The sequence below is a fragment of the Dickeya sp. CFBP 2040 genome, from assembly GCF_012273755.1.
GTDB classification, from domain to species: domain Bacteria; phylum Pseudomonadota; class Gammaproteobacteria; order Enterobacterales; family Enterobacteriaceae; genus Dickeya; species Dickeya poaceiphila.
In genome coordinates, this window is sequence record NZ_JAAVXH010000021.1 from 1 (window position 1) to 20,976 (window position 20,976).

The 20,976-nt window shown below is 53.7% G+C and carries 20 protein-coding genes and 1 tRNA gene; 11 read left to right on the forward strand and 10 right to left on the reverse strand.

Translation table 11 applies throughout. The features are described 5' to 3' along the window. Window positions 1-211: 211 nt before the first annotated feature. On the forward strand, window positions 212-1,495 hold the full coding sequence (locus Dpoa2040_RS02755) for an HAAAP family serine/threonine permease (RefSeq protein ID WP_168640211.1): 1,284 nt from the start codon (window positions 212-214) through the stop codon (window positions 1,493-1,495). Between the two features lie 62 nt (window positions 1,496-1,557). Beyond that, window positions 1,558-2,928 carry an L-serine ammonia-lyase gene (locus Dpoa2040_RS02760; protein WP_168640212.1) on the forward strand — a complete coding sequence of 457 codons (1,371 nt, stop codon included), beginning with the start codon at window positions 1,558-1,560 and terminating at the stop codon, window positions 2,926-2,928. Between the two features lie 88 nt (window positions 2,929-3,016). Here the strand turns inward: Dpoa2040_RS02760 and Dpoa2040_RS02765 are convergent, their stop codons facing one another. The 4 genes from Dpoa2040_RS02765 to Dpoa2040_RS02780 all read right to left on the reverse strand — a co-directional run bounded on the left by Dpoa2040_RS02765 (window position 3,017) and on the right by Dpoa2040_RS02780 (window position 8,271). Continuing rightward, window positions 3,017-3,457, reverse strand: coding sequence for a helix-turn-helix domain-containing protein (locus Dpoa2040_RS02765; RefSeq protein WP_042871989.1), 441 nt, complete (start codon window positions 3,455-3,457; stop codon window positions 3,017-3,019). Window positions 3,458-3,637: 180 nt separating this feature from the next. Next, window positions 3,638-4,453: a phosphate ABC transporter ATP-binding protein PstB gene (gene pstB, locus Dpoa2040_RS02770; protein WP_042871991.1), complete on the reverse strand. Its 816-nt coding sequence runs from the start codon at window positions 4,451-4,453 to the stop codon at window positions 3,638-3,640. 18 nt (window positions 4,454-4,471) lie between these two features. Further along, the gene (pstA, locus tag Dpoa2040_RS02775; RefSeq protein ID WP_168640213.1) at window positions 4,472-6,118 is read right to left on the reverse strand and encodes a phosphate ABC transporter permease PstA; all 1,647 of its coding nucleotides are present in this window, start codon (window positions 6,116-6,118) and stop codon (window positions 4,472-4,474) included. Further along, window positions 6,115-8,271 carry an ABC transporter permease subunit gene (locus tag Dpoa2040_RS02780; RefSeq protein ID WP_168640214.1) on the reverse strand — a complete coding sequence of 719 codons (2,157 nt, stop codon included), beginning with the start codon at window positions 8,269-8,271 and terminating at the stop codon, window positions 6,115-6,117. Before Dpoa2040_RS02780 ends, pstA begins: the two co-directional genes overlap by 4 nt. 222 nt (window positions 8,272-8,493) lie before the next feature. On the opposite strand from Dpoa2040_RS02780, the gene ppk1 reads away from it, so the two are divergent. The 3 genes from ppk1 (at window position 8,494) to Dpoa2040_RS02795 (ending at window position 12,540) form a co-directional block, all read left to right on the forward strand. Further along, a complete protein-coding gene (gene ppk1 / locus Dpoa2040_RS02785) occupies window positions 8,494-10,563 on the forward strand; it encodes a polyphosphate kinase 1 (protein ID WP_168640215.1) in 2,070 nt (689 codons plus the stop codon). Window positions 10,564-10,567: 4 nt separating this feature from the next. After that, window positions 10,568-12,097 carry an exopolyphosphatase gene (gene ppx, locus Dpoa2040_RS02790; RefSeq protein ID WP_168640216.1) on the forward strand — a complete coding sequence of 510 codons (1,530 nt, stop codon included), beginning with the start codon at window positions 10,568-10,570 and terminating at the stop codon, window positions 12,095-12,097. A 218-nt stretch (window positions 12,098-12,315) separates the two neighbouring features. Then, a complete protein-coding gene (locus tag Dpoa2040_RS02795) occupies window positions 12,316-12,540 on the forward strand; it encodes a YfgG family protein (RefSeq protein WP_168640217.1) in 225 nt (74 codons plus the stop codon). A 244-nt stretch (window positions 12,541-12,784) separates the two neighbouring features. Here the strand turns inward: Dpoa2040_RS02795 and Dpoa2040_RS02800 are convergent, their stop codons facing one another. Continuing rightward, a complete protein-coding gene (locus Dpoa2040_RS02800) occupies window positions 12,785-13,213 on the reverse strand; it encodes a universal stress protein (RefSeq protein WP_168640218.1) in 429 nt (142 codons plus the stop codon). Window positions 13,214-13,423: 210 nt separating this feature from the next. Here Dpoa2040_RS02800 and Dpoa2040_RS02805 point away from each other — a divergent pair, with 210 nt between their 5' ends. After that, window positions 13,424-13,789, forward strand: a complete 366-nt coding sequence (locus Dpoa2040_RS02805; protein WP_168640219.1) for a DUF4186 domain-containing protein — start codon at window positions 13,424-13,426, stop codon at window positions 13,787-13,789. On the opposite strand, the gene Dpoa2040_RS02810 is transcribed toward Dpoa2040_RS02805, so the two are convergent. After that, entirely contained in the window at window positions 13,786-14,310 is a 525-nt protein-coding gene (locus tag Dpoa2040_RS02810) for an isochorismatase family protein (protein ID WP_168640220.1), read from the reverse strand. The genes Dpoa2040_RS02805 and Dpoa2040_RS02810 overlap by 4 nt on opposite strands. A 154-nt stretch (window positions 14,311-14,464) precedes the next feature. Continuing rightward, window positions 14,465-14,552: transfer RNA gene (locus Dpoa2040_RS02815), tRNA-Ser, on the reverse strand. Between the two features lie 237 nt (window positions 14,553-14,789). Here Dpoa2040_RS02815 and yccA point away from each other — a divergent pair. Both yccA and tusE read left to right on the forward strand, forming a co-directional pair. Beyond that, window positions 14,790-15,449, forward strand: coding sequence for an FtsH protease modulator YccA (gene yccA / locus Dpoa2040_RS02820; protein ID WP_042872017.1), 660 nt, complete (start codon window positions 14,790-14,792; stop codon window positions 15,447-15,449). A gap of 155 nt (window positions 15,450-15,604) precedes the next feature. Next, on the forward strand, window positions 15,605-15,934 hold the full coding sequence (gene tusE / locus Dpoa2040_RS02825; RefSeq protein ID WP_042872019.1) for a sulfurtransferase TusE: 330 nt from the start codon (window positions 15,605-15,607) through the stop codon (window positions 15,932-15,934). Window positions 15,935-15,957: 23 nt separating this feature from the next. On the opposite strand, the gene yccX is transcribed toward tusE, so the two are convergent. Continuing rightward, window positions 15,958-16,236 (reverse strand): acylphosphatase, encoded by a 279-nt coding sequence (yccX, locus tag Dpoa2040_RS02830; RefSeq protein ID WP_168640221.1) that lies wholly within the window; start codon window positions 16,234-16,236, stop codon window positions 15,958-15,960. Window positions 16,237-16,445: 209 nt separating this feature from the next. Here yccX and hspQ point away from each other — a divergent pair, with 209 nt between their 5' ends. Then, window positions 16,446-16,769: a heat shock protein HspQ gene (hspQ, locus tag Dpoa2040_RS02835; RefSeq protein WP_042872025.1), complete on the forward strand. Its 324-nt coding sequence runs from the start codon at window positions 16,446-16,448 to the stop codon at window positions 16,767-16,769. A gap of 75 nt (window positions 16,770-16,844) precedes the next feature. Here the strand turns inward: hspQ and Dpoa2040_RS02840 are convergent, their stop codons facing one another. Beyond that, entirely contained in the window at window positions 16,845-17,258 is a 414-nt protein-coding gene (locus Dpoa2040_RS02840) for a CoA-binding protein (protein ID WP_168640222.1), read from the reverse strand. A 260-nt stretch (window positions 17,259-17,518) separates the two neighbouring features. On the opposite strand from Dpoa2040_RS02840, the gene Dpoa2040_RS02845 reads away from it, so the two are divergent. Both Dpoa2040_RS02845 and Dpoa2040_RS02850 read left to right on the forward strand, forming a co-directional pair. After that, entirely contained in the window at window positions 17,519-18,166 is a 648-nt protein-coding gene (locus tag Dpoa2040_RS02845) for a DUF2057 family protein (RefSeq protein ID WP_168640223.1), read from the forward strand. 127 nt (window positions 18,167-18,293) lie between these two features. After that, complete coding sequence (locus Dpoa2040_RS02850; RefSeq protein WP_168640224.1) at window positions 18,294-18,752, forward strand: methylglyoxal synthase; 459 nt, start codon at window positions 18,294-18,296, stop codon at window positions 18,750-18,752. Window positions 18,753-18,820: 68 nt separating this feature from the next. Here Dpoa2040_RS02850 and helD read toward each other — a convergent pair whose 3' ends face one another. Beyond that, the gene (gene helD / locus Dpoa2040_RS02855) at window positions 18,821-20,878 is read right to left on the reverse strand and encodes a DNA helicase IV (protein WP_168640225.1); all 2,058 of its coding nucleotides are present in this window, start codon (window positions 20,876-20,878) and stop codon (window positions 18,821-18,823) included. Window positions 20,879-20,976 lie beyond the last annotated feature (98 nt).

Here is a 20,976-nt window from a genome sequence, read left to right on the forward strand (position 1 = left end):
TTTAATCATTAAAGGTTAAAATAATTGACTCCCAATCATTTTTGTGATCGCCTCACTATTATTCTCCGTCGAGCAGGATATAGAATGCCGCCACAACAAAGATTACTCTTAATTCACATGATATCGCGTGTGACACCTGCAATTATCTCTGTATTGGTCTGCTGCCGGTACGGTATTTTTTATACTCTGTTTTCACCAAGGAGAAACTCGCATGAGCACAATTCAAGACAGCAGTCAGGTACTGGATCACGCTTCAGGCTGGCGCAAAAGCGATACCGTCTGGATGCTGGGCCTGTATGGTACGGCAATTGGCGCAGGCGTGCTGTTTTTGCCGATTAATGCCGGTATCGGCGGTCTGATTCCGTTGATTATCATGGCAATTATTGCTTTCCCAATGACCTATTTTTCTCACCGCGCATTATGCCGTTTTGTTTTATCCGGTAAAAAAGGCGGCGAAGATATTACCGAAGTGGTAGAAGAACATTTTGGTACTGGTGCAGGAAAATTAATCACCCTGCTCTATTTTTTCGCTATTTATCCGATTCTTCTGGTTTACAGTGTTGCTATAACCAACACTGTTGACAGTTTTATTACCCACCAGTTGCATTTACCCTCGCCACCGCGCGCGATTCTATCGTTGATATTGATTTTGGGGTTGATGTTTATTGTTCGTTTCGGCGAGGCCATGATTGTAAAAGCCATGAGCGTGCTGGTATATCCGTTTGTGGCAGTATTAATGATGCTGGCATTGTATTTAGTTCCACATTGGAACACTGGCGTTTTCCATAATATTTCCCTAACCAACAGCAACACCGGCAACGGCTTGCTGGCAACCCTGTGGCTGGCGATTCCGGTGATGGTGTTTTCTTTCAACCACTCGCCGATTATTTCGTCTTTCGCGGTAGCTAAACGCCGTGAATACGGTGATAACGCCGAGAAAAAATGCTCTCGCATTCTGGCCTGCAGCCACACCATGATGGTGCTGACGGTCATGTTCTTCGTGTTCAGTTGCGTACTGGCGCTCTCTCCGTCTGACCTGATGGAAGCGAAAGCACAGAACATTTCGATTCTGTCTTATCTGGCTAACCACTTTAACAACCCGGTGATGGGCTATCTGGCGCCGGTCATCGCCACTATCGCCATCTCCAAGTCATTCCTGGGTCACTATCTGGGCGCAGGCGAAGGTCTGAACGGCATGATGGTGAAAATGCTGCGCAGCCGCGGCAAGACCATCCCGACCGACAAACTGAACCGCATCACTGCGCTGTTCATGCTGCTTACCACCTGGCTGGTCGCAACCCTTAACCCCAGCATTCTGGGCATGATTGAAACGCTGGGCGGCCCGGTGATCGCCTGTCTGCTGTTCCTGATGCCGATGTACGCTATCCGGAAAGTGCCGGCCATGCGCCAGTACAGCGGCGCGTTGAGCAATGTGTTCGTCACCCTGCTGGGCCTGATCGCCATCACCGCTATCGTCTACACCCTGTTCGAGTAATGCCTCTATCCTCTCCCGACGCAGGCGGATCTGCTGCCTGCGTCAGCTGTAAAGGAACCCCTATGGTCAGCGTATTTGATATTTTCAAAATTGGTATCGGCCCTTCCAGTTCGCATACCGTTGGCCCGATGAAAGCTGGCAACATGTTCACCGACTCTCTGGTCAACCTGTCTCTGATTTCATCGGTTGATGCCATTATCGTTGATGTTTATGGTTCGCTGGCTCTGACCGGCAAGGGCCACCACACCGATATCGCCATTATTATGGGACTGGCCGGCAACCTGCCGGACAGCGTGGATATCGACGCTATTCCGGCGTTTATTCAACAAGTGCAACACACCCGTCGCCTGCCGTTGCTCGGTGGACGCTATGAGGTCAACTTCCCGCTGGACAGCGCGCTGCGTTTCCAGCCGGAAAACCTGCCGCTGCACGAAAACGGCATGACGATCCGCGCACTCGATGCCAGCCAGAACGTGCTGTACAGCAAAACCTACTACTCTATCGGCGGCGGTTTTGTCGTCGATCAGGAGCACTTCGGCCAGCCCATCTCGCAGGAAGAACGCGCTCCCTGGCCATTCTATTCCGCCCGACAGCTGTTGCAGCACTGTCACGATAACTGCCTGTCGCTCTCAGCCGTGGTGATGAAAAACGAGATCGCCATGCATGGCCGCGACGCACTGGAAACCTACTTCGCCAGCGTCTGGCAAACCATGCAGAATGCCATTCATCGCGGTATGAACACCGAAGGCGTGTTGCCCGGCCCACTGCGCGTGCCACGTCGTGCCTCGGCGCTACACCGCCTGTTGTTCACCAACGGACGTTTTTCCAACGACCCGATGGATGCTATGGACTGGGTCAATATGTTCGCCATGGCGGTATCGGAAGAAAATGCCGCGGGTGGCCGGGTGGTAACGGCACCGACCAACGGCGCCTGCGGCATTATTCCTGCCGTACTGGCCTATTACGACCGGTTTATTCAACCGGTAACGCCAGATACGTACCTGCGTTATTTTCTGGCCGCCGGTGCCATCGGCATTCTGTTCAAAATGAACGCCTCTATTTCCGGGGCGGAAGTGGGTTGTCAGGGTGAGGTCGGGGTTGCCTGCTCGATGGCCGCCGCCGGTTTGGCGGAATTGCTGGGAGCCAATCCGGAACAGGTGTGCATCGCCGCCGAAATCGGCATGGAACACAATCTTGGGCTAACCTGCGACCCGGTGGCCGGGCAGGTTCAGGTTCCCTGTATCGAGCGCAACGCCATTGCGTCCGTCAAGGCGATCAACGCTGCGCGCATGGCCATTCGCCGCGCCAGCGAACCCCGCGTCTCACTGGATAAAGTGATCGAAACCATGTACGAAACCGGCAAGGACATGAATGCCAAATACCGCGAAACCTCCCGCGGCGGTCTGGCGATCAAGGTAGTGCAGTGCGAATAAAAAAGCGGTGCGTTTAACCACGCACCGCCTGCGCTAAAAACAGACGTAACCCGCCGGGCTGATGCAACCCCATCAGCCCGGCGAGCCTTCAGGAAGGTTTTTTCTCGTTGTCCGGCCAGGACCAGATCAGGTTGTTTTCTGCGGCAGAAACATACCAGTCAAGCGCACTGGCGACCGGTTTCGGCATCGATTCCGATGCAGCGGCAGGCGCTGGCGTGTCGGTATTTTTCTTACGAATGCGTAACGGCGCACGCGGTTGCCCGCCATTTAGCCGCGCATTGAAATTCTCGACTTCAGCATCAAACAACACGCCTTCCAGTTGATGCAGACGATTCAACCCGCGCAGAATCGCCAGCAGGCTGCTCAGGGTAATGGATTCGCCCATCTCCGCCCGCTTGATAGTGGCGATGCCAAGCCCGGCGCGCTCGGCCAAATCTACCTGGGATAACCGCTGCTGAATACGTGCGTCTTTTATTCGCCGACAAAGCTCGGTGATGATGTCACCTTCGCTCATGGTACTGAATCTCATAATGCTGCTATCTGCCCCTACGCTAAACTGTGCGCAGTTTATCATCACCCCGTGTAATCACAGCGACAGTCGGGTAACTAAACGTTAGTTTCTCGACACAGGTCAATTTTTCATAAGAAAAAGATATGGAAATAATCACGCCTCATGCAACGCATACGTCGGTACAGCGCCTGACAATGGCTACCCCAAACGACCGGTGATGTAATCCTCGGTACGGCGTTCTCCAGGAGCGGTAAACAGTGAGTCAGTCTCGTTGTATTCAATCAGGCGGCCATGATGGATAAACGCCGTGTAATCAGACACCCTAGCCGCCTGCTGCATGTTATGCGTCACCAGCACCAGCGTAAAACGGCGCTTCAGCGCCCCTATCAGTTCTTCAATCACCAGCGTCGAGATCGGGTCAAGCGCCGAAGTAGGCTCGTCGAGCAACAACACCTCTGGCTCGATGGCGATAGCACGGGCGATCACCAGCCGCTGCTGCTGGCCGCTGGAAAGCGTCAGCGCATTGTCGCTGAGCCGGTCTTTTACCTCATGCCATAACGCTGCCGCACGCAGCGCGTTTTCCACCGCGTCATCCAGCAGACGCCGGTCTTTCACCCCCTGCAAACGCAAACCGTAAATCACGTTCTCATAGATGGATTTAGGAAACGGATTGGGCCGCTGGAATACCATGCCTACCCGACGGCGCAGCATCGACACATCTAACGAAGGATCGTTGATACACATGCCTTGCAGGCGAATATCACCTTCAATACGACAGTGATCCATCAGATCGTTCATGCGGTTAAAACAGCGCAACAACGTGGACTTGCCGCAGCCAGACGGCCCAATCAGCGCAGTGACACGGTTTTTCGGAATACGCAGAGAGATATCGCACAGCGCTTGTTTGTCGCCGTAATACAGATTCAACCCACCGACCGACAACGCCGTTTGCTCATCAGTTAACTGATGGACATCCATCACAGGGAGTCGTTCCAGTTGTCCAGGCATTCCCATTACTCTTCTCCCTCCACTTTAGAGCGACATCGCCCGGTATTTTTCCCGCAGCACATGGCGAATACCGATAGCCGCCAGATTCAGCGCCACCACAATCAATACCAGCAGCAGCGCGGTGGTATACACCAACGGGCGAGCCGCTTCCACATCCGGACTCTGGAATGCCAGATCGTAAATCTGGAACCCCAGGTGCATGAATTTCCGCTCCAGATGCAGATAAGGGAAGATATCATCCACCGGTAACGCCGGCACCGATTTCACCACCCCGACCAACATTAGCGGCGCGGTTTCTCCCGCCGCCCGCGCCACCGCTAAAATCAGCCCGGTCATCATCGCCGGCACCGCCATCGGCAACACCACGTGCCACAAGGTTTCCGCCCGTGTCGCCCCCAGCGCCAGCGAACCATGACGCACCGATACCGGAATACGCGACAGCCCCTCCTCGGTGGACACAATCACCACCGGCAGCGTCAGCAGCGCCAGCGTCAGCGACGCCCACAGCAGCCCCGGCGTGCCAAAGGTCGGGTTAGGCAGCGACTCGGCGTAAAACAGCTGATCCAGCGTACCGCCTACCAGATAAACAAAAAAACCCAGCCCAAACACGCCGTAGACAATCGACGGCACCCCGGCCAGATTCGCCACCGCAACCCGCACCCAGCGGGTCAGGCTGGTATTGTCGGCGTACTCGTGCAGATAGACCGCGGCCACCACGCCCAGCGGCATCACGATAACCGACATCAGAATAACCAACAGCACCGTGCCGAAAATCGCTGGCAACAGTTGACCGGGGTTACTGTCATCCGGCTCGAAGCGGGTCAGCATGGTGCCCAACACCTGCAAAGTCTGCTGCGCTTTTTCAGAAATGGTCATCGCATTGGGATACCAGGCCCGCTCGATCATGCTGACCGGAATAGTACGCCGCTGCCCTTGTGCGTCCCGCAACCAAACGGCAGTCCGGTTAATCTCGGCATTGATCGCTATCAGTTGTTGGTTAAGCGCGTTGAAATGATGCTCCAGCTCGATACGTTCAGCGTTAAGACGCGCCTGTGCCTGTTCACTCAACCGGTTTTCCCGGCGTAGCTTCCCTTCCTGCAGCCTCAGCGCGCCGAACTGCTGGTTAACCCGACTTATCTCCCCCTGTCGCAAGGTCTGCGCACGCGCTTTCCATTGCCGAACCAGCACAATACGTTGCTGCAATGTCGATGGCAGGTTGTCAGACACCAGTGGCTGCCCGTCTTCGGTCATGCCATCAAGATAACCATACGCTATGCCGTTGGCGGTACGGCGCACCGCCAGCACGTCGGTTGGCTGACTGGCATCGATCACCGAAGTAGACAACAGCGTCTGGAAGCTCTGACCGTAAAACTCCCGCCACCCGGTTTTAAGCAAATAACGGGTAGCGCCTTCTGCGGGCGGATTAACGATGCCGGCATCCGTCAATTGTTGTCGGGTCAACGGCTGTTCGTCGTAACGCTCACCAATCAACTGGCGCAGACTCCCCTGTGCATCATGCAGACTAAACAGCCACACCGGTTGCGGCCACAGATAGCGCACACTCTGCCCGACCAGCAGCGCAAACACCGCCACCATGGCAAGCAAACTAAAGGTGATGGCGGACGCCGTTAGCCATACCCAGGGCGTTCCGGTGCTAAACCATCGCCTCATGACAAGTATCCCTCATCGCGGTAACGACGACGCAGACGCTGACGAATCACCTCCGCCAGCGAATTGACCACAAAGGTAAACATAAACAGCACCAGCGCAGCCAGAAACAGCACCCGGTAGTGTGCACTGGACATCGCCGCTTCCGGCATTTCAATCGCAATATTGGCCGCCAGTGCTCGCAATCCCTGAAACAGGCTATTGTCCATCACCGGCGTATTGCCGGTCGCCATCAGCACAATCATGGTTTCCCCCACCGCACGGCCAAAGCTGAGCATCAGGGCAGCAAAAATGCCGGAACTGGCCGATGGCAGCACCACCCGCCACAGCGTTTGCCAGGCTGTCGCGCCCAGCGCCAGCGAACCCTGGCTCAACCGGGTCGGCACGCTGAACAGCGCATCTTCAGCCAGCGAAAAAATCAACGGGATCAACGCGAACCCCAGCGCTACCCCCGCCACCAGCGTATTACGCTGGCTGAAATGATCGCCCATCCATTGCCACAGCGGCTGCCCCAGCAAGCGTAATTCCAGCCAGGGTCCCAGCCAGCACGCTAGCGCCAACATCAACAACATCGCCGGTATCAGCAGCAACGCATCCCACCCCGCCGACACGCCGCGGCGCCAGCGCGCAGGTAATTGCTCCAGTGACCAGCCGCATCCCAACACCGCCAGCCCCCATAACGGCGGCAATAGCAAAATCGCGGCCAGATAGGTAGCCATGTGCGGCGCCAGCCACAGCGCGGCAATCAACCCAATCACCACCGTCGGCAAAGCGCCCATGATTTCCATCGCGGGTTTGATCCAGCGTCGCAACGTCGGCGTCATAAAACAGGCGGTATAAATTGCCGCGGCCAGCGCCAGTGGCGCTGCGAACAGCATGGCATAGAGCGCCGCTTTGAACGTACCAACCAGCAGCGGGACCAGACTAAATTTGGCCTGATAACTGTCGTCGGCGGCGGTAGGCTGCCAGACGTAATCCGCTGCGGGATAGCTTTCATACCAGAGCTGTTGCCACAACCCACGCCAGCCAACATCCGGGTAAGCGTTATCGAGCTGATAGGGCTGCAAGCCAGAGTCCGTTTCAACCAATAATGCCCGCCCAAGCGGAGAAAATACCGCCAGCCGGGCCTGCGGCACCAACGAGGTGCTGATCAACTCGTCGGATTGTTTGCTGGCAAACAGTGAGAAATGCCCTTGCGGGTCAAGGGTGGCAAACACGCGGCGACGCGGTTCGGTCACCAGTTGCAGTTGTCGCCCATGAGTCGGGAACGTGCGCAGTTCACTCAGGCGAGGACCCGCAGTGGTTGGGATATCAGACCATTGGCTGATATCCCCATCTGCGGATTTAACCAGCAATGAATGCCCTCCTGCCAGCAGCGACAACGACAACGGCGCGGCTCCCGGCAGCACCACCGTTTCACGGGCGGTAAGCACTTGCTCACGGAGTCGCCACACCGTCAGGCGATGACCGTTCAGGGTATAAAGCTGCTGCCCGTCCGGCGTCAACACCAGTTGCTCCACAGGTTCGGTCAGCGTGACCTGCGAGACGGACTGCGCGCCAACGGTGGTCAGCGTATAGAGTTGCAACTGGTTGTCGCCGTCAATTATCGCCACTATCGGCACCGCGTCTGACTCGGTAACCGCCAGTTGCCGCAGCGGTTGAACCGCCCCGACAAGCTGAAGAGGTTGCTCGCCCAGAGGATGCCGCCACTGCGGCGCGCTCACGCCAGACAGCGGCAGTTCCGGGCGCACCACGCTCAGTGCGCCATCAGCCTGCCCCAGCACCAATAGTGGGCGTTCACCCACACTCATCGCGGCCAGCGTTACCGCCTTAGCTAACGGCGCACGCGCTACCGCCTGTCCGCGTTCAAGCGCGATAAATTCACCGTAACCAGCCGCATCCACCCGGAAAGCCCAACGTCCATTGTCACTGATACCCAGCGCCAACGCCGGCTCGCGCATATCAACAGCCACCGGTGCCAGTTGGCGAACCGACGCCTGAGAAAACAAGGGAATGACCACATACAGCAGATAGAAAAAGATCAGCAGCAGCGCCAGCAACACCAGCCATCCGCTCCCCACCACAATCCGGCGCGTCAGCCGGTCGATCAACGCCCGCCGCCTGTCCCGATACGCTAAACCGTCTGAGTCCGCCATATGTCGCCGTTGTTCCTGCCGTGTCGATAACCTGCCAATCCCCTTGCATAAATACAGAGGAAGTGAACATTCCCGTCATTGACGGGGTAACATATGTTGCCTTTACACCTGTAATATGACAATGGTAAGTCGATACGCGCATTCGCTTTTATCGTCATTTGCGCGCCATAATGAACGTGGATAGTAGCTGCACTTAAGTCAAAATAGTGTAATGGAGCGATAATGCATCAGGACAAACTCTACATAGAAAAAGAGTTGAGTTGGTTATCCTTTAATGAGCGAGTTTTGCAGGAAGCGGCGGACAAAACGAATCCGTTGATTGAACGGATGCGATTTCTGGGGATCTATTCCAGCAATCTGGATGAGTTCTACAAAGTCCGCTTTGCCGACCTAAAACGCCGTATCCTAATCAACGAAGAACAAGGCTCCGCCGGCGAACTGCGCCATTTACTCGGCAAAATTCAAACCAGGGTACTGAAAACCGACCAACTGTTCGACAACCTGTACAATGAACTGCTATTGGAAATGGCACGCAACCAGATCTTTCTGGTCAATGAGCGTCAGGTTTCCCCCAACCAGCAAATCTGGCTGCGCGAGTATTTCAGGCAGAACCTGCGCCCACACATCACACCGATTCTGCTTCTGCCGGAAACCAATCTGGTAGAGTTTCTGAAAGACGATTACACCTACCTGGCGGTGGAAATCATCCGCGGCGAGAAAGTCGATTACGCGTTGCTGGAAATTCCATCCGACAAGGTTCCCCGTTTTGTTGACCTGCCGCCAGAAGCGCCACATCGCCGCAAGACGATGATTCTTATCGACAACATCCTGCGCTATTGTCTCGATGATATTTTCCGCGGCTTTTTCGAATTCGACTCGCTTAATGCCTACTCGATGAAAATGACCCGCGACGCCGAATACGATCTGGTCACTGAAATGGAATCCAGCTTGCTGGAATTGATGTCCTCCAGCCTGAAGCAACGCCTGACCGCCAAGCCGGTGCGCTTCGTCTATCAACGCGACATGCCCGATGCCATGGTGGAATGCTTGCTGCATAACCTGGGAATCTCTTCCTATGATTCCGTGATCCCTGGCGGTCGTTACCACAATTTCAAAGACTTTATCGGCTTCCCGAATATTGGCCGCGCCAATCTGGTCAACAAACCGATGCCGCGCCTGCGCCATCATTGGTTCAGCCAGTTCCGCAACGGTTTTGACGCCATTCGCCACCGCGACGTGCTGCTGTACTACCCGTACCACACGTTTGAACACGTGCTTGAGCTGCTGCGTCAGGCCTCTTTCGACCCCAGCGTACTCTCGATCCGCATCAATATTTACCGTGTGGCGAAAGATTCCCGCATTATCAATTCGATGATCCACGCCGCCCACAACGGCAAGAAAGTCACGGTGGTAGTGGAGTTGCAGGCGCGCTTTGACGAAGAAGCCAATATTCACTGGGCCAAACGGCTAACGGAAGCGGGGGTTCACGTTATCTTCTCGGTACCGGGGCTGAAAATCCACGCCAAATTGTTCCTCATTTCCCGCAAGGAAGGGGACAACATCGTGCGTTACGCCCATATCGGCACCGGCAACTTCAACGAGAAAACCGCACGCCTGTATACCGACTATTCGTTGCTGACCGCAGATGAACGCATCACCAACGAAGTCCGCCGGGTATTTAACTTCATTGAAAACCCGTATCGGCCTGTCAGTTTCGACTATCTGCTGGTGTCGCCACAAAACTCCCGCGACCGTCTCTATCAGATGATCGACGATGAAATCGCCAATGCGCAGGCAGGTCAGGAAGCCAGAATCACCCTGAAAGTAAACAATCTGGTGGATAAAGGGCTGGTAGACCGGCTGTATGCCGCCTCCACTGCCGGAGTAAAAATCAATCTTCTGGTGCGCGGCATGTGTTCGCTGATTCCAGAACTCCCCGGAATCAGCGATAATATTCGGGTTATCAGTATCCTTGACCGTTATCTGGAGCATGATCGCGTCTATGTGTTCCACAACGGTGGCAACCACAAGGTCTTCCTGTCATCCGCTGACTGGATGACACGTAATATTGATTACCGTATCGAAGTCGCGGTGGAAATACTTGATAACAGGCTGAAGGAACGGGTGCTGGACATGCTGGATATTTTGTTCAGCGATACGGTAAAAGCCCGTGTGGTAGACAAGGAACTGAGCAATCGCTACGTCACCCGCGGTAACCGGCGCAAAGTACGCGCCCAGAATGCCATCTATGACTATATCAAGGCGCTTGAGCAACCCGGAGAACAGGCCTGACCCAATGCCGTTAACGAATCACACTACCGAACAACCGCAGGAATTTGCAGCTATCGACCTGGGTTCCAACAGTTTCCATATGGTGGTTGCCCGCGTCGTCAATGGCGCGTTGCAAGTGTTGAGCCGCCTGAAACAACGCGTGCATCTGGCCGACGGGCTGGACAGCCAGAACCGGCTAAGCGAGGAGTCTATCCAGCGCGGGCTGGGCTGTCTGGCGCTGTTTGCCGAACGGCTGCAAGGCTTTAATGCCACGAATGTTTCGATTGTCGGTACTCATGCACTGCGCCAGGCGGTCAATGCGCAGGATTTTTTGCGGCGCGCCGCTAAAATTATCCCCTACCCGATTGAAATTATTTCCGGCAATGAAGAAGCTCGGTTGATCTTCATGGGAGTAGAACATACTCAGCCGGAAAAAGGCCGCAAACTGGTTATCGACATCGGTGGCGGTTCCACCGAGCTGGTCATCGGTGAAGACTTTGAACCCATGTTGGTGGAAAGCCGCCGCATGGGGTGTGTTAGCTTCGCCCAACAGTTTTTCCCCAACGGCGAGATTAGCGAAGCCAACTTCCGGCGCGCCCGGCTCGCCGCCGCCCAGAAACTGGAAACACTGGCGTGGGAATACCGTATCTATGGCTGGGACTACGCACTCGGCGCGTCCGGCACTATCAAGGCTACCTGCGAAATTCTGGTGGCGATGGGGGAAAAAGACGGGTTGATCACCCCAGATCGGCTGGAAATGCTGCGTGAGCGCATTCTACAGTTCAAAAACTTTCGGGCGGTCAGCCTGCCGGGTCTGACGGAAGATCGCCAGACAGTGCTGGTGCCGGGTTTCGCTATCCTGTGCGGCGTGTTTGATGCGCTCGCCATTAGGGAGCTACGCCTGTCAGACGGCGCTTTGCGCGAAGGGGTGCTGTACGAGATGGAGGGGCGTTTCCGCCATCAGGATATTCGTATCCGTACCGCACAAAGTCTGGCAAGCCATTACAACATTGACAGGGAGCAGGCAAAACGCGTGCGGGAAACCGCCGAGCAGCTTTATACCCAATGGGCGCAGCAGAATCCCTCATTGGTGCACCCGCAACTGGGAGCACTGCTGAAATGGTCTGCCATGCTGCATGAAGTGGGGCTTGGCATCAATCACAGCGGTATGCATCGCCACTCCGCCTATATTCTGCAAAATACCAACCTGCCGGGTTTCAATCAGGAACAGCAGCAATTGCTGGCGTTAATAGTACGGCTGCATCGCAAGGCGATTAAGCTTGAAGAGTTGCCGCGCTTTAATCTGTTCAAAAAGAAACAGTACCTGCCGATGGTGCAGTTGTTGCGCCTCGCCGCTCTGCTGAACAATCAACGGCAGGCGACCACCACGCCGAAAACGCTGCGTCTTATCACCAGCGAAACCGCGTGGACGCTGATCTTCCCACACGGGTTTTTCAATCAGAACATGTTGGTTCAACTTGATCTGGAACGGGAACAACAATATTGGGATGATGTCAGCGGCTGGAAACTGTACATCGAAGAAGAGCCAGCCTGATCTTTACAGGCCGGCGGGCACCTGCGGGTTTGCTGTCCGGCCTGTTCTTAATCCACCTTCACTTTTTCTACGATGTTAATCACAGCGTTATCATCAACCACACGTCTGCCGCCCACCTTCACCGCGCTTTTTTACCCTACTCATCGTTGACCATCCCGCCAGCTTGTGCCTAAATAAAATACAGCGAATGTCCGCGATCACATGGAAACTGAGAACCAATGGCTACGATTACCCACAAACGGCGTATAGCTCTGCGCCAACGACGACGATCCGGTACGCGCATCGCCCGTACTGTACTGATGATTAGTTTTATTATTCTGTTTGGTCGTTTTGCTTATTCCGCCATCGGCGCTTTTCTCCACCACCAGAACACTCAGCAACAACGTACTGAACAGTCTGTCGTTCCTGCTGCTTCAACGATTGTGACGCCCCAACGCGAATAGACCTGTTATCGCCGAGATGATTGATGCAGTGCGTGTCAAGCTGCCATGACTCTTTTGTGTACAGAGCCGCAAAAGTGCGCAGTGCCAAAAAAGATAGAAAAAATAGATAAGAAGCACGCCCTCAACAGCGGCCATCACCGGCGCGTCAGCACAGACAGCCAGTGACGTTGAAATATGGGGCCATTCATGCCGACATGACACCATGCCCCACACGTTGCCTGTTCGACTCACGGACTATCTTACCTTACCGCACTATCAGCACCGAAGTCTGCGCATGGCGAACAATCGCCGCTGCATTTGACCCCAGCAAATAGGTTTTCACATTCGGGCGGCGCGAGCCGATCACAATCAGCTCGGCCTCAATTTCCTGAGCCAGTTCCAGCACTTCATCGCGCGGAATACCGAAACTAATACTGTGGGAGAGTTTATCCGCCGGCAGGTCGATGGTTTTCATCAAGGAATGCAGTTTCTCATCCGCTTTGATCACTGCTTCATTCTCAAACTCCTTAATGCCAAACGAATACGCTGACATAAACGCCGACGCATCCGGCAGCACATGAAACAGATGAACAGTCGCGCCGGAATGTCTGGCCAGTTCCACGGCATGTGATAATGCCTTTTGGGTCAGCGCGGCTTCGTCGATATCCACAGGCACTAAAATGGTCTTATACATCATCGCCCCCTTAAATAAGCCATCGTTGTACTGATTAGGGTAGTCCCGTTTGCGATCATACGATGCCATTTTTGAGGTGTTTGTGACTCAACGCCAGATTCCCATCACAGTATTATCAATATAATACAATGAGTTAATCAGGCACCTTGCCCACATTTAGCAACAAGGGTAGTCTTGGCTGATTCGGACCATTACCCGCAGATTTCGGGCATGACAACACTTGATGAGCTGTTTTCACGGCTATCACGCTCCCGCTTCCGCCAGCGTTTTCATCTGGGCACCAAAGAGCGCGACTACTGCTTTAGCAAAGGGAAAGAGCAGATTGCCGCTCATGCCTCCGATTTCATCGCCCAACGACTGGCACCGGCAGAACCCGCGAACGATGGCAAGCAGACCCCGATGCGCGGCCATCCGGTGTTTATCGCTCAACATGCCACCGCGACCTGCTGCCGGGGCTGCCTGGAGAAATGGCATCACATTGAACAACATCGTCCACTCACCGATGACGAACAGCGCTACATTGTTGATGTCATTCTACGCTGGCTTGAAAACGACCTACTGCACCATACTCCTTAACGTTGTGCCTGCCACTCCTGCAAAATCACCGCGGTGTCTTTCACCAGCAAGGTATTACCGGGGATGATGAAGTCGCGCCAGACATCGTTATGCTGGTCGATAAGTTGTGCTGCACTCACTGCCCGTCTGTCCGCCGTGGTATGGGCATCCCCCGCCACCGTTTGGGCATAACCACGACTGGCGGCGTTTTTGATGGTGGCATCGACACAATAATCAGTAGCACAACCACATACGGTAACGTGCCGGACATGAAGACGATTCAGCGTCTCTGCCAGTTCGGTGCGATAAAACGCATCACAGGCGGTTTTGGTGACAGATATCGCGTTCGCGGGGCGATGCAGCGAGGGCAACACCTGCCATGCTTCACTGCCGTACGGCATCGCTGCATCCGTATGTTGAATAAAAATGGTCTGATCCGCCGCATCAATCAACTGATTGATGCGTTCAACCACGCTATCCTGCTGATAACGCGGCGTGGCGAACACCCCGTTTTGCATATCGACTACGATTAACACCTGCATGTTTTTCTCCGAAACCCATAACGCGAGCCATTATCATACTGCGCTACCGAGGAGGCTGGCATAACCACATGAACGGAAATTGAAACCGGGGTTGAAAACTGGAAAATCAGTGCAAACGAAAACGGGCCAGCATTATGCTGGCCCGTTGGAATTTTGGCGGAGGAGTAGAGATTCGAACTCTAGAACGCTTTCGCGTCGCCGGTTTTCAAGACCGGTGCCTTCAACCACTCGGCCACTCCTCCGCAACGACGCGAACTATAAACAGTGTGCAGAATATTGTAAAGCGGTACATCGCTCAATTGCCTGAAAAACAGGCAGCAACAGATTGAAAGCGTACAAAATCGCCATCATGCTCATATTGTCAACTGAGTAAAGAAGGGTAAAACGGCTTTAATAACATAATGCAACTACTTACTCTCTTCAAAAACACCAATGGCTTCAAGAACAACAATGGCCCTTTAACAGAGAGAGTCGTTACTATGGATCGCATTATTTCCACCGCCACTCGTGGGCAATCGCTGCTCAGTACTCACAAAGTACTTCGCAATACTTATTTCCTGCTATCGCTGACGCTGGGTTTCTCCGCCGTCACTGCCACCATGAGCACCGTGTTAAATCTGCCTGCGCCGGGTCTGATTCTGACACTGGTCGGTTTTTACGGCCTGATGTTTCTGACATATCGGCTGGCGGAACGTCCGGCAGGTATTCTGGCCGCGTTCGCGCTGACCGGCTTTATGGGTTATACCCTTGGTCCCTTGCTAAGCACATTGATTGCGGCAGGCGCCAGCGACATTATCATGCTGGCGCTGGGCGGCACGGCGCTGGTGTTCTTCTGCTGCTCCGCTTACGTGCTGACCACCCGCAAGGACATGTCTTTCCTGTCCGGTATGTTGATGGCAGGTTTCGTGGTGCTGCTGGTGGCAACCATTGCCAACCTGTTCCTGCATTTGCCGGGGCTGCATCTGGCTATCAGCGCGATGTTTATCCTGTTTTCCGCTGGCGCCATTCTGTGGGAAACCAGCAATATCATCCACGGCGGCGAAACGAATTATATTCGCGCGACAATCAGTCTGTATGTTTCCATCTACAACCTGTTTGTCAGCCTCCTGAGTCTGTTGGGAATGTCACGCAGCGAATAATCAAAGCACACAATACATACCGCTCAACCAGGTGCCTTTTACGGCGCCTGGTTTCTTTTTAGCTGACATCAGCGCAAACCGGTACCACAACCATCTTCTGCTCACATGCCAAAGTTTGCTAGACTAGGCGCGTTTTCACGTCATACCGAGGCAATATGTTAGTGTTTGAAGAGCGGGTCATCGAAACCGATGCTCAGGGATATCTGAAAGACAGCAACGACTGGCAGGAAGACATGGCCCCGATGCTGGCAGAGCAGGAAGGCATCACACTCACTGATGCACACTGGGAAGTCGTGCGCTTTGTCAGAGCGTTTTACATCGAATTCAATACATCTCCGGCCATTCGCATGTTGGTTAAAGCGATGGCCCAGAAATACGGCGAAGAAAAAGGCAACAGTCGCTATCTCTATCGCCTGTTTCCCAAAGGCCCAGCCAAACAGGCCACTAAAATCGCCGGGCTGCCGAAGCCGGTGAAATGCATCTGAATAGTCAGTTGCAGGCTAATTCATCAATACTGAATGCTAAAATCACGCGCATCGGTGGCAGGATGCGGCTCCACCAATACCTTGTCCACCCTTGCATGACGCGGTCCCCCTTGTTTTAGCCAAGCAACCAGTTGCTCTACGGCATGGTCCTCGCCACTGGCAACAACTTCCACACTGCCGTCATCACAGTTTCTGACATAACCGCGCACGCCCAACTGGCGTGCCTGCAGTTGAGTGTGGTAGCGAAACCCCACGCCCTGCACCATTCCGTAGACCCAGGCAATCACAGATACCGTCGACATATCGTCCTCCTCTAATCGCGTACCGGGTTCAGTGTAAAAATGCATCAGAGTTAACGCCTTTTTACCATCGGTCAGCCTATTATTAATACAATAGAAAGACTGACAGGCTAACCACCCTGATGCAGCAAATTACCCCTGCGCCTGATGACTTGAAAACCACACGCCATTCCCCCATTTAGGGTACGTAATGCGCTTAGTCGGGAGGTCATATGATTAACTGTAAATTCACCATCGGACAGCAGATTCGTCATAAGTTACTGGGTTACCCTGGCGTCGTCATCGATATTGATCCTGAGTATTCCCTCGAACAACCAAAGTGGGAGGAGCTTTCGGTCAATGATACCTTGCGAACCGCCCCCTGGTATCACGTAGTGATGGAAGATGAGCACGGTCGTCCGATTCACACTTATCTGGCTGAAGAACAATTGATAGAAGAACACATGATCAGTGAGGACCGCCATCCCTCTGATCATCCATCGCTGGACGAACTGGCCGCCACAATCCGACGCCGTGCGCCGCGTCTGCTGCACTAACATATGACGATGGGATGATTGCAGCACATGTCTGCGGTCAGTGTGATTCCTTATCGGGACCTGAGGCGGCCCAGCCTATTTTTCCAGCTCCAGGCGGGGAATTTCAATTTTCGGACAACGATCCATCACCACCGACAAGCCGGCGTCATGCGCCAGTACTGCCGCCGCTTCATTAATTACGCCGATTTGTAGCCACAACACCCGTGCGCCAATCGCAATGGCATCCTGCGCCACTTCAAACACGGCGTCCGACTGGCGAAAGACATCCACCATATCCACCGGTTCTGGAATTTCAGCCAGTGATGCGTAGACATGCTGCCCCAGCAGCGTGTTTCCCGCCAGGCCAGGATTAACCGGAATGACCCGGTAGCCTTGCCCAAGCAGATAAGCCATTACCCCATAGCTGGGGCGTGAAGGGTTATCGCTGGCCCCAACCAACGCAATGGTTTTTACCTGATTAAGTAACGCTTTGATATCGTTGTCTTGCATGATTATCTCCGTGACTGTTAATCCGACCAACGCCCACTTCAGCGCTGATGCAAGAAAAACTGGCGTTGTCTGTTATCAGTGTAATGCAGAATACCCAGATCAATACGTTGTACCGGCAAAATCAATCGACAATCGAATAACGGGTGTAACGACGTACTTCCTTGCCACCTATTAATAACAAAATATTTCATTTTTAAAATTTTGACACATTCTATTCATTGCTGAACAATACAACGATGAGATCCGTAATGAGGCATGATATGAAAACAGTTTCCGCTATCGCCGCCATGCTGTGGTTGCTCACGCTCAGTTCTCCAGCGATGGCAACAACGCTAAAACTCAGATCGGATATTGAGCTGATGATGATTGATGGGAAAAAAATCTCCGGTTCGTTACTTAATGGCGCCGACAGCCTCGAACTGGAAAAAGGCTACCACCAAATTGTTTTTCAGGTCCTGAAACCAGTTGGTAGATCAACGGGAACCCGACAGACTTATCGTTCTCCGGGCCTGATTAGCACATTTGATGCTCACAACCTCAGTGAAGTTTCCATCCGTCTTCCTGGCCTGGAAGACTCCGGAGCATGGCAGCGTTTCAGCCAGTCACCCGATTACCAACTGGTCGATAGCAAAAACCAGCCGATTGCTACCCACACCGATGTATTACGCATTGACGAATCAGCGTTAGCAGGTGAAATCGAAATACGTATGGCGGATTACAATCGTTCAGGCCAGCCAGCAGCCGTCATTACCTTCGCTCCGCCGTCCCCTGCCAGAAATTCTGCCGCGACCTGCACGCCAGACAATTCGTCAGATACGCTCGGTATTATGCAATCCTGGCTTCAACAAGCCGACAAAGGAACACGTCAGCGCTTTCTGGAATGGGTTAAAGAAAGAAAAACGCATTAATCATGCTGATTTTACAGACAAAAAACACTGCTTTTGGAAAGATGCTCGCATTTTTTCAGTCTGCTGCTTTCCACTGAAACCCTGTTTCCGTAATCTGTAAAAACTATACTGTTCTAAGGATGTCGCTATGGAGTACACCACCCGCACAATCGAGATGCACAAGCACATTGCACTGGTTGCGCACGATCACTGTAAAGAATCGCTGCTGGAATGGGTTAGCGCCAACAAGACTCAACTGGCGGAACACCATTTGTATGCGACCGGCACGACAGGCAACCTGATTCAACTGCATACCGGCCTGCCTGTCAGGAGTATGCTGAGTGGGCCGATGGGCGGCGATCAACAGGTGGGCGCCCTGATCTCCGAAGGGAAAATCGACATGCTGATTTTTTTCTGGGACCCGCTCAATGCCGTGCCGCATGACCCTGACGTCAAAGCGTTGTTACGTCTGGCGACAGTGTGGAATATCCCAGTCGCCACCAACCGCTCCACAGCAGACTTCCTGATTAATTCCGCGCTGTTCCGTCAGCCGGTTTCCGTCACCATTCCGGATTATCAGCGTTACCTTCAGGGCCGTCTGAAATAACCACCGTTTCCCTGCTAAAACTGGCCGCTAACCGGCCAGTTTTTTCTCAAGAATTTAAACAAATAACGTTAACCCGGTTTGCGCTGTATCGGCACCCCTAACTGATGCAGATCATCCACAAACACCGAGGGTTCATCGTGATCGTACAGCAACCACACCTGATGTTTCGCTCTGGTCAATGCCACATATAACAAACGGCGTTCTTCTGCGTCTGGAAAGGGTTCCGGTCGTGGCAACAATACCGCTTCCAGCACCGACTCGCGTGGTGGTGCTGGAAAACCATCACGCCCTTCATGCAGCCCCAGCACAATCACATAGTCCGCCTGCTGTCCCTTGCTGGCATGAATCGTCATGAAATCGAGGTGCAAATGCGGCCAGCGAGTCTGCGCCTTATCCAACACATCAGGGCGTAAATGGTGATAGCGCGCCAGCACCAGAATACGTGCCTCTGGCGTCACATAGCCACTCATCTTATCCAGCAAGGCATCCAACTGTTCTTGCGGCAGCAACACGACTGATTTCTTATCGCCATCTCGCAAGCTGTTGAGAGTTTTTTTCAACTGGGCCGGGTTTTGCTGAATAAAACGGTTGGCGATATCTCCAATACGGTGGTTAAAGCGATAAGTGGTATCTAATACACACTGCGCCCCGTCACCAAAATGCTGTTCAAATGCTGTGGTAAGCGTCAGTTCCGCGCCGCTAAAACGGTAAATCGCCTGCCAGTCATCCCCCACTGCAAACAGGCTGCTATCGGGTGATTGCCGACGCAACGCCTCCAGCAATCGGGCGCGCTGGGGAGAAATATCCTGAAATTCATCCACCAAAATATGTCGCCACGGACTGACAAAACGCCCTTTATCAAGATAGTTGATTGCCTGATGGATCAAACCGGAAAAATCTACAGCACCTTCATCTTTTAGCGCTTTTTTCCAGACTTTCAGTAACGGCGCCATTAAGCGCAACCGTTGCTGAAACAGAGGGCGCGTTTCGTCATCAGCCAGTGCCAACATCTCACTTTGGGTGCCACCGTGCATCCGCATCAGGCCTAACCACCGCTCCAGGCGACCAGCCAGTCTCGACGCAATAGCCGCATCCTGCCAGAAATTCCCTTCAGGCAATGTCCACTCCAGTTCTTCAGTCAACCATTGCCGCCACCCTTTCGCCTGGGTTTTCTTTTCGTCACATTGCTGCTGCCAGTGCTGAATCAGAAATGCGCGCCGGTGTACACCGTCGGTTTCCAGTTGACTGATCACCGGAGCTTTACGGCTGCACTGCTGAATGATATGCAGCGCCAGCGCATGAAAAGTCATGGCTTGAACATCGTCGGCAGGCAGCCGCTCACGGATGCGGCTGTTCATTTCATCCGCGGCCTGTCTACCAAACGCCAGCAACAGAATCTGCTGTGAAGACGCCTCAGTGCGATGCAGCAACCAGGCAGCACGCGCCACCAACACCGACGTTTTGCCACTGCCCGCACCAGCCAACACCAATACGGCATTCTCGCCATTCACTACCGCACGACACTGGCTAAGATTCAACGGCGAACTTTCCACCGTATCGAAAAATGCACGTTGTTCGATCAGGACATTTTCTGCCCAGCGCTGGTTGGCTTGCTGGCGCAACATCTCCCCTTGCTCCAGCCAGCGCAGACAACGCTGATAGTTGTCACTGCAGGACTCAAACTCATCCAGACGGACCAGCGGCAACGGCAGTGCGGCAAACCCTGAACGAATATCCTGCTGGACGCGTACCAGCATCTGACGGCTGAACCAACCATCTGCCGCTTCCTGATGTGCAATCTCATCGACCAGTCGCTGCAATACCTCTTTGCAGACCTCGCTCATCTCCTGGCTCCAGCTTTGCCAGGACTTGAACAGATGGCGAAAAAACTGCTGGGTTTCCTGCCACTCAGTACCGTGCAGGCGCACGACCTTATCTTCCGGCAGTTCGAACTCCAGTTCGCCCCAAATCAACCCTTTCTTACAGCGAATCGCCAGCAACTGATTAAATGGAATGAGATATTCATGCCGATCACCGCTGACATTGACGCCGGCATTCAGCAATTGCACGCGATTGTAGGGGTGCTGTGCCAGATGCTTACCCAACGCGGTAGATTTCAGTTCCATGAGTCCTGCGCCATGCTCAAAAGAAATGTGTAAAGTTGTAGTGTAACCGTTATCCGACCTCGCGCTCTAGCCAGAAAAACGCGTTAGAATAACCCGGC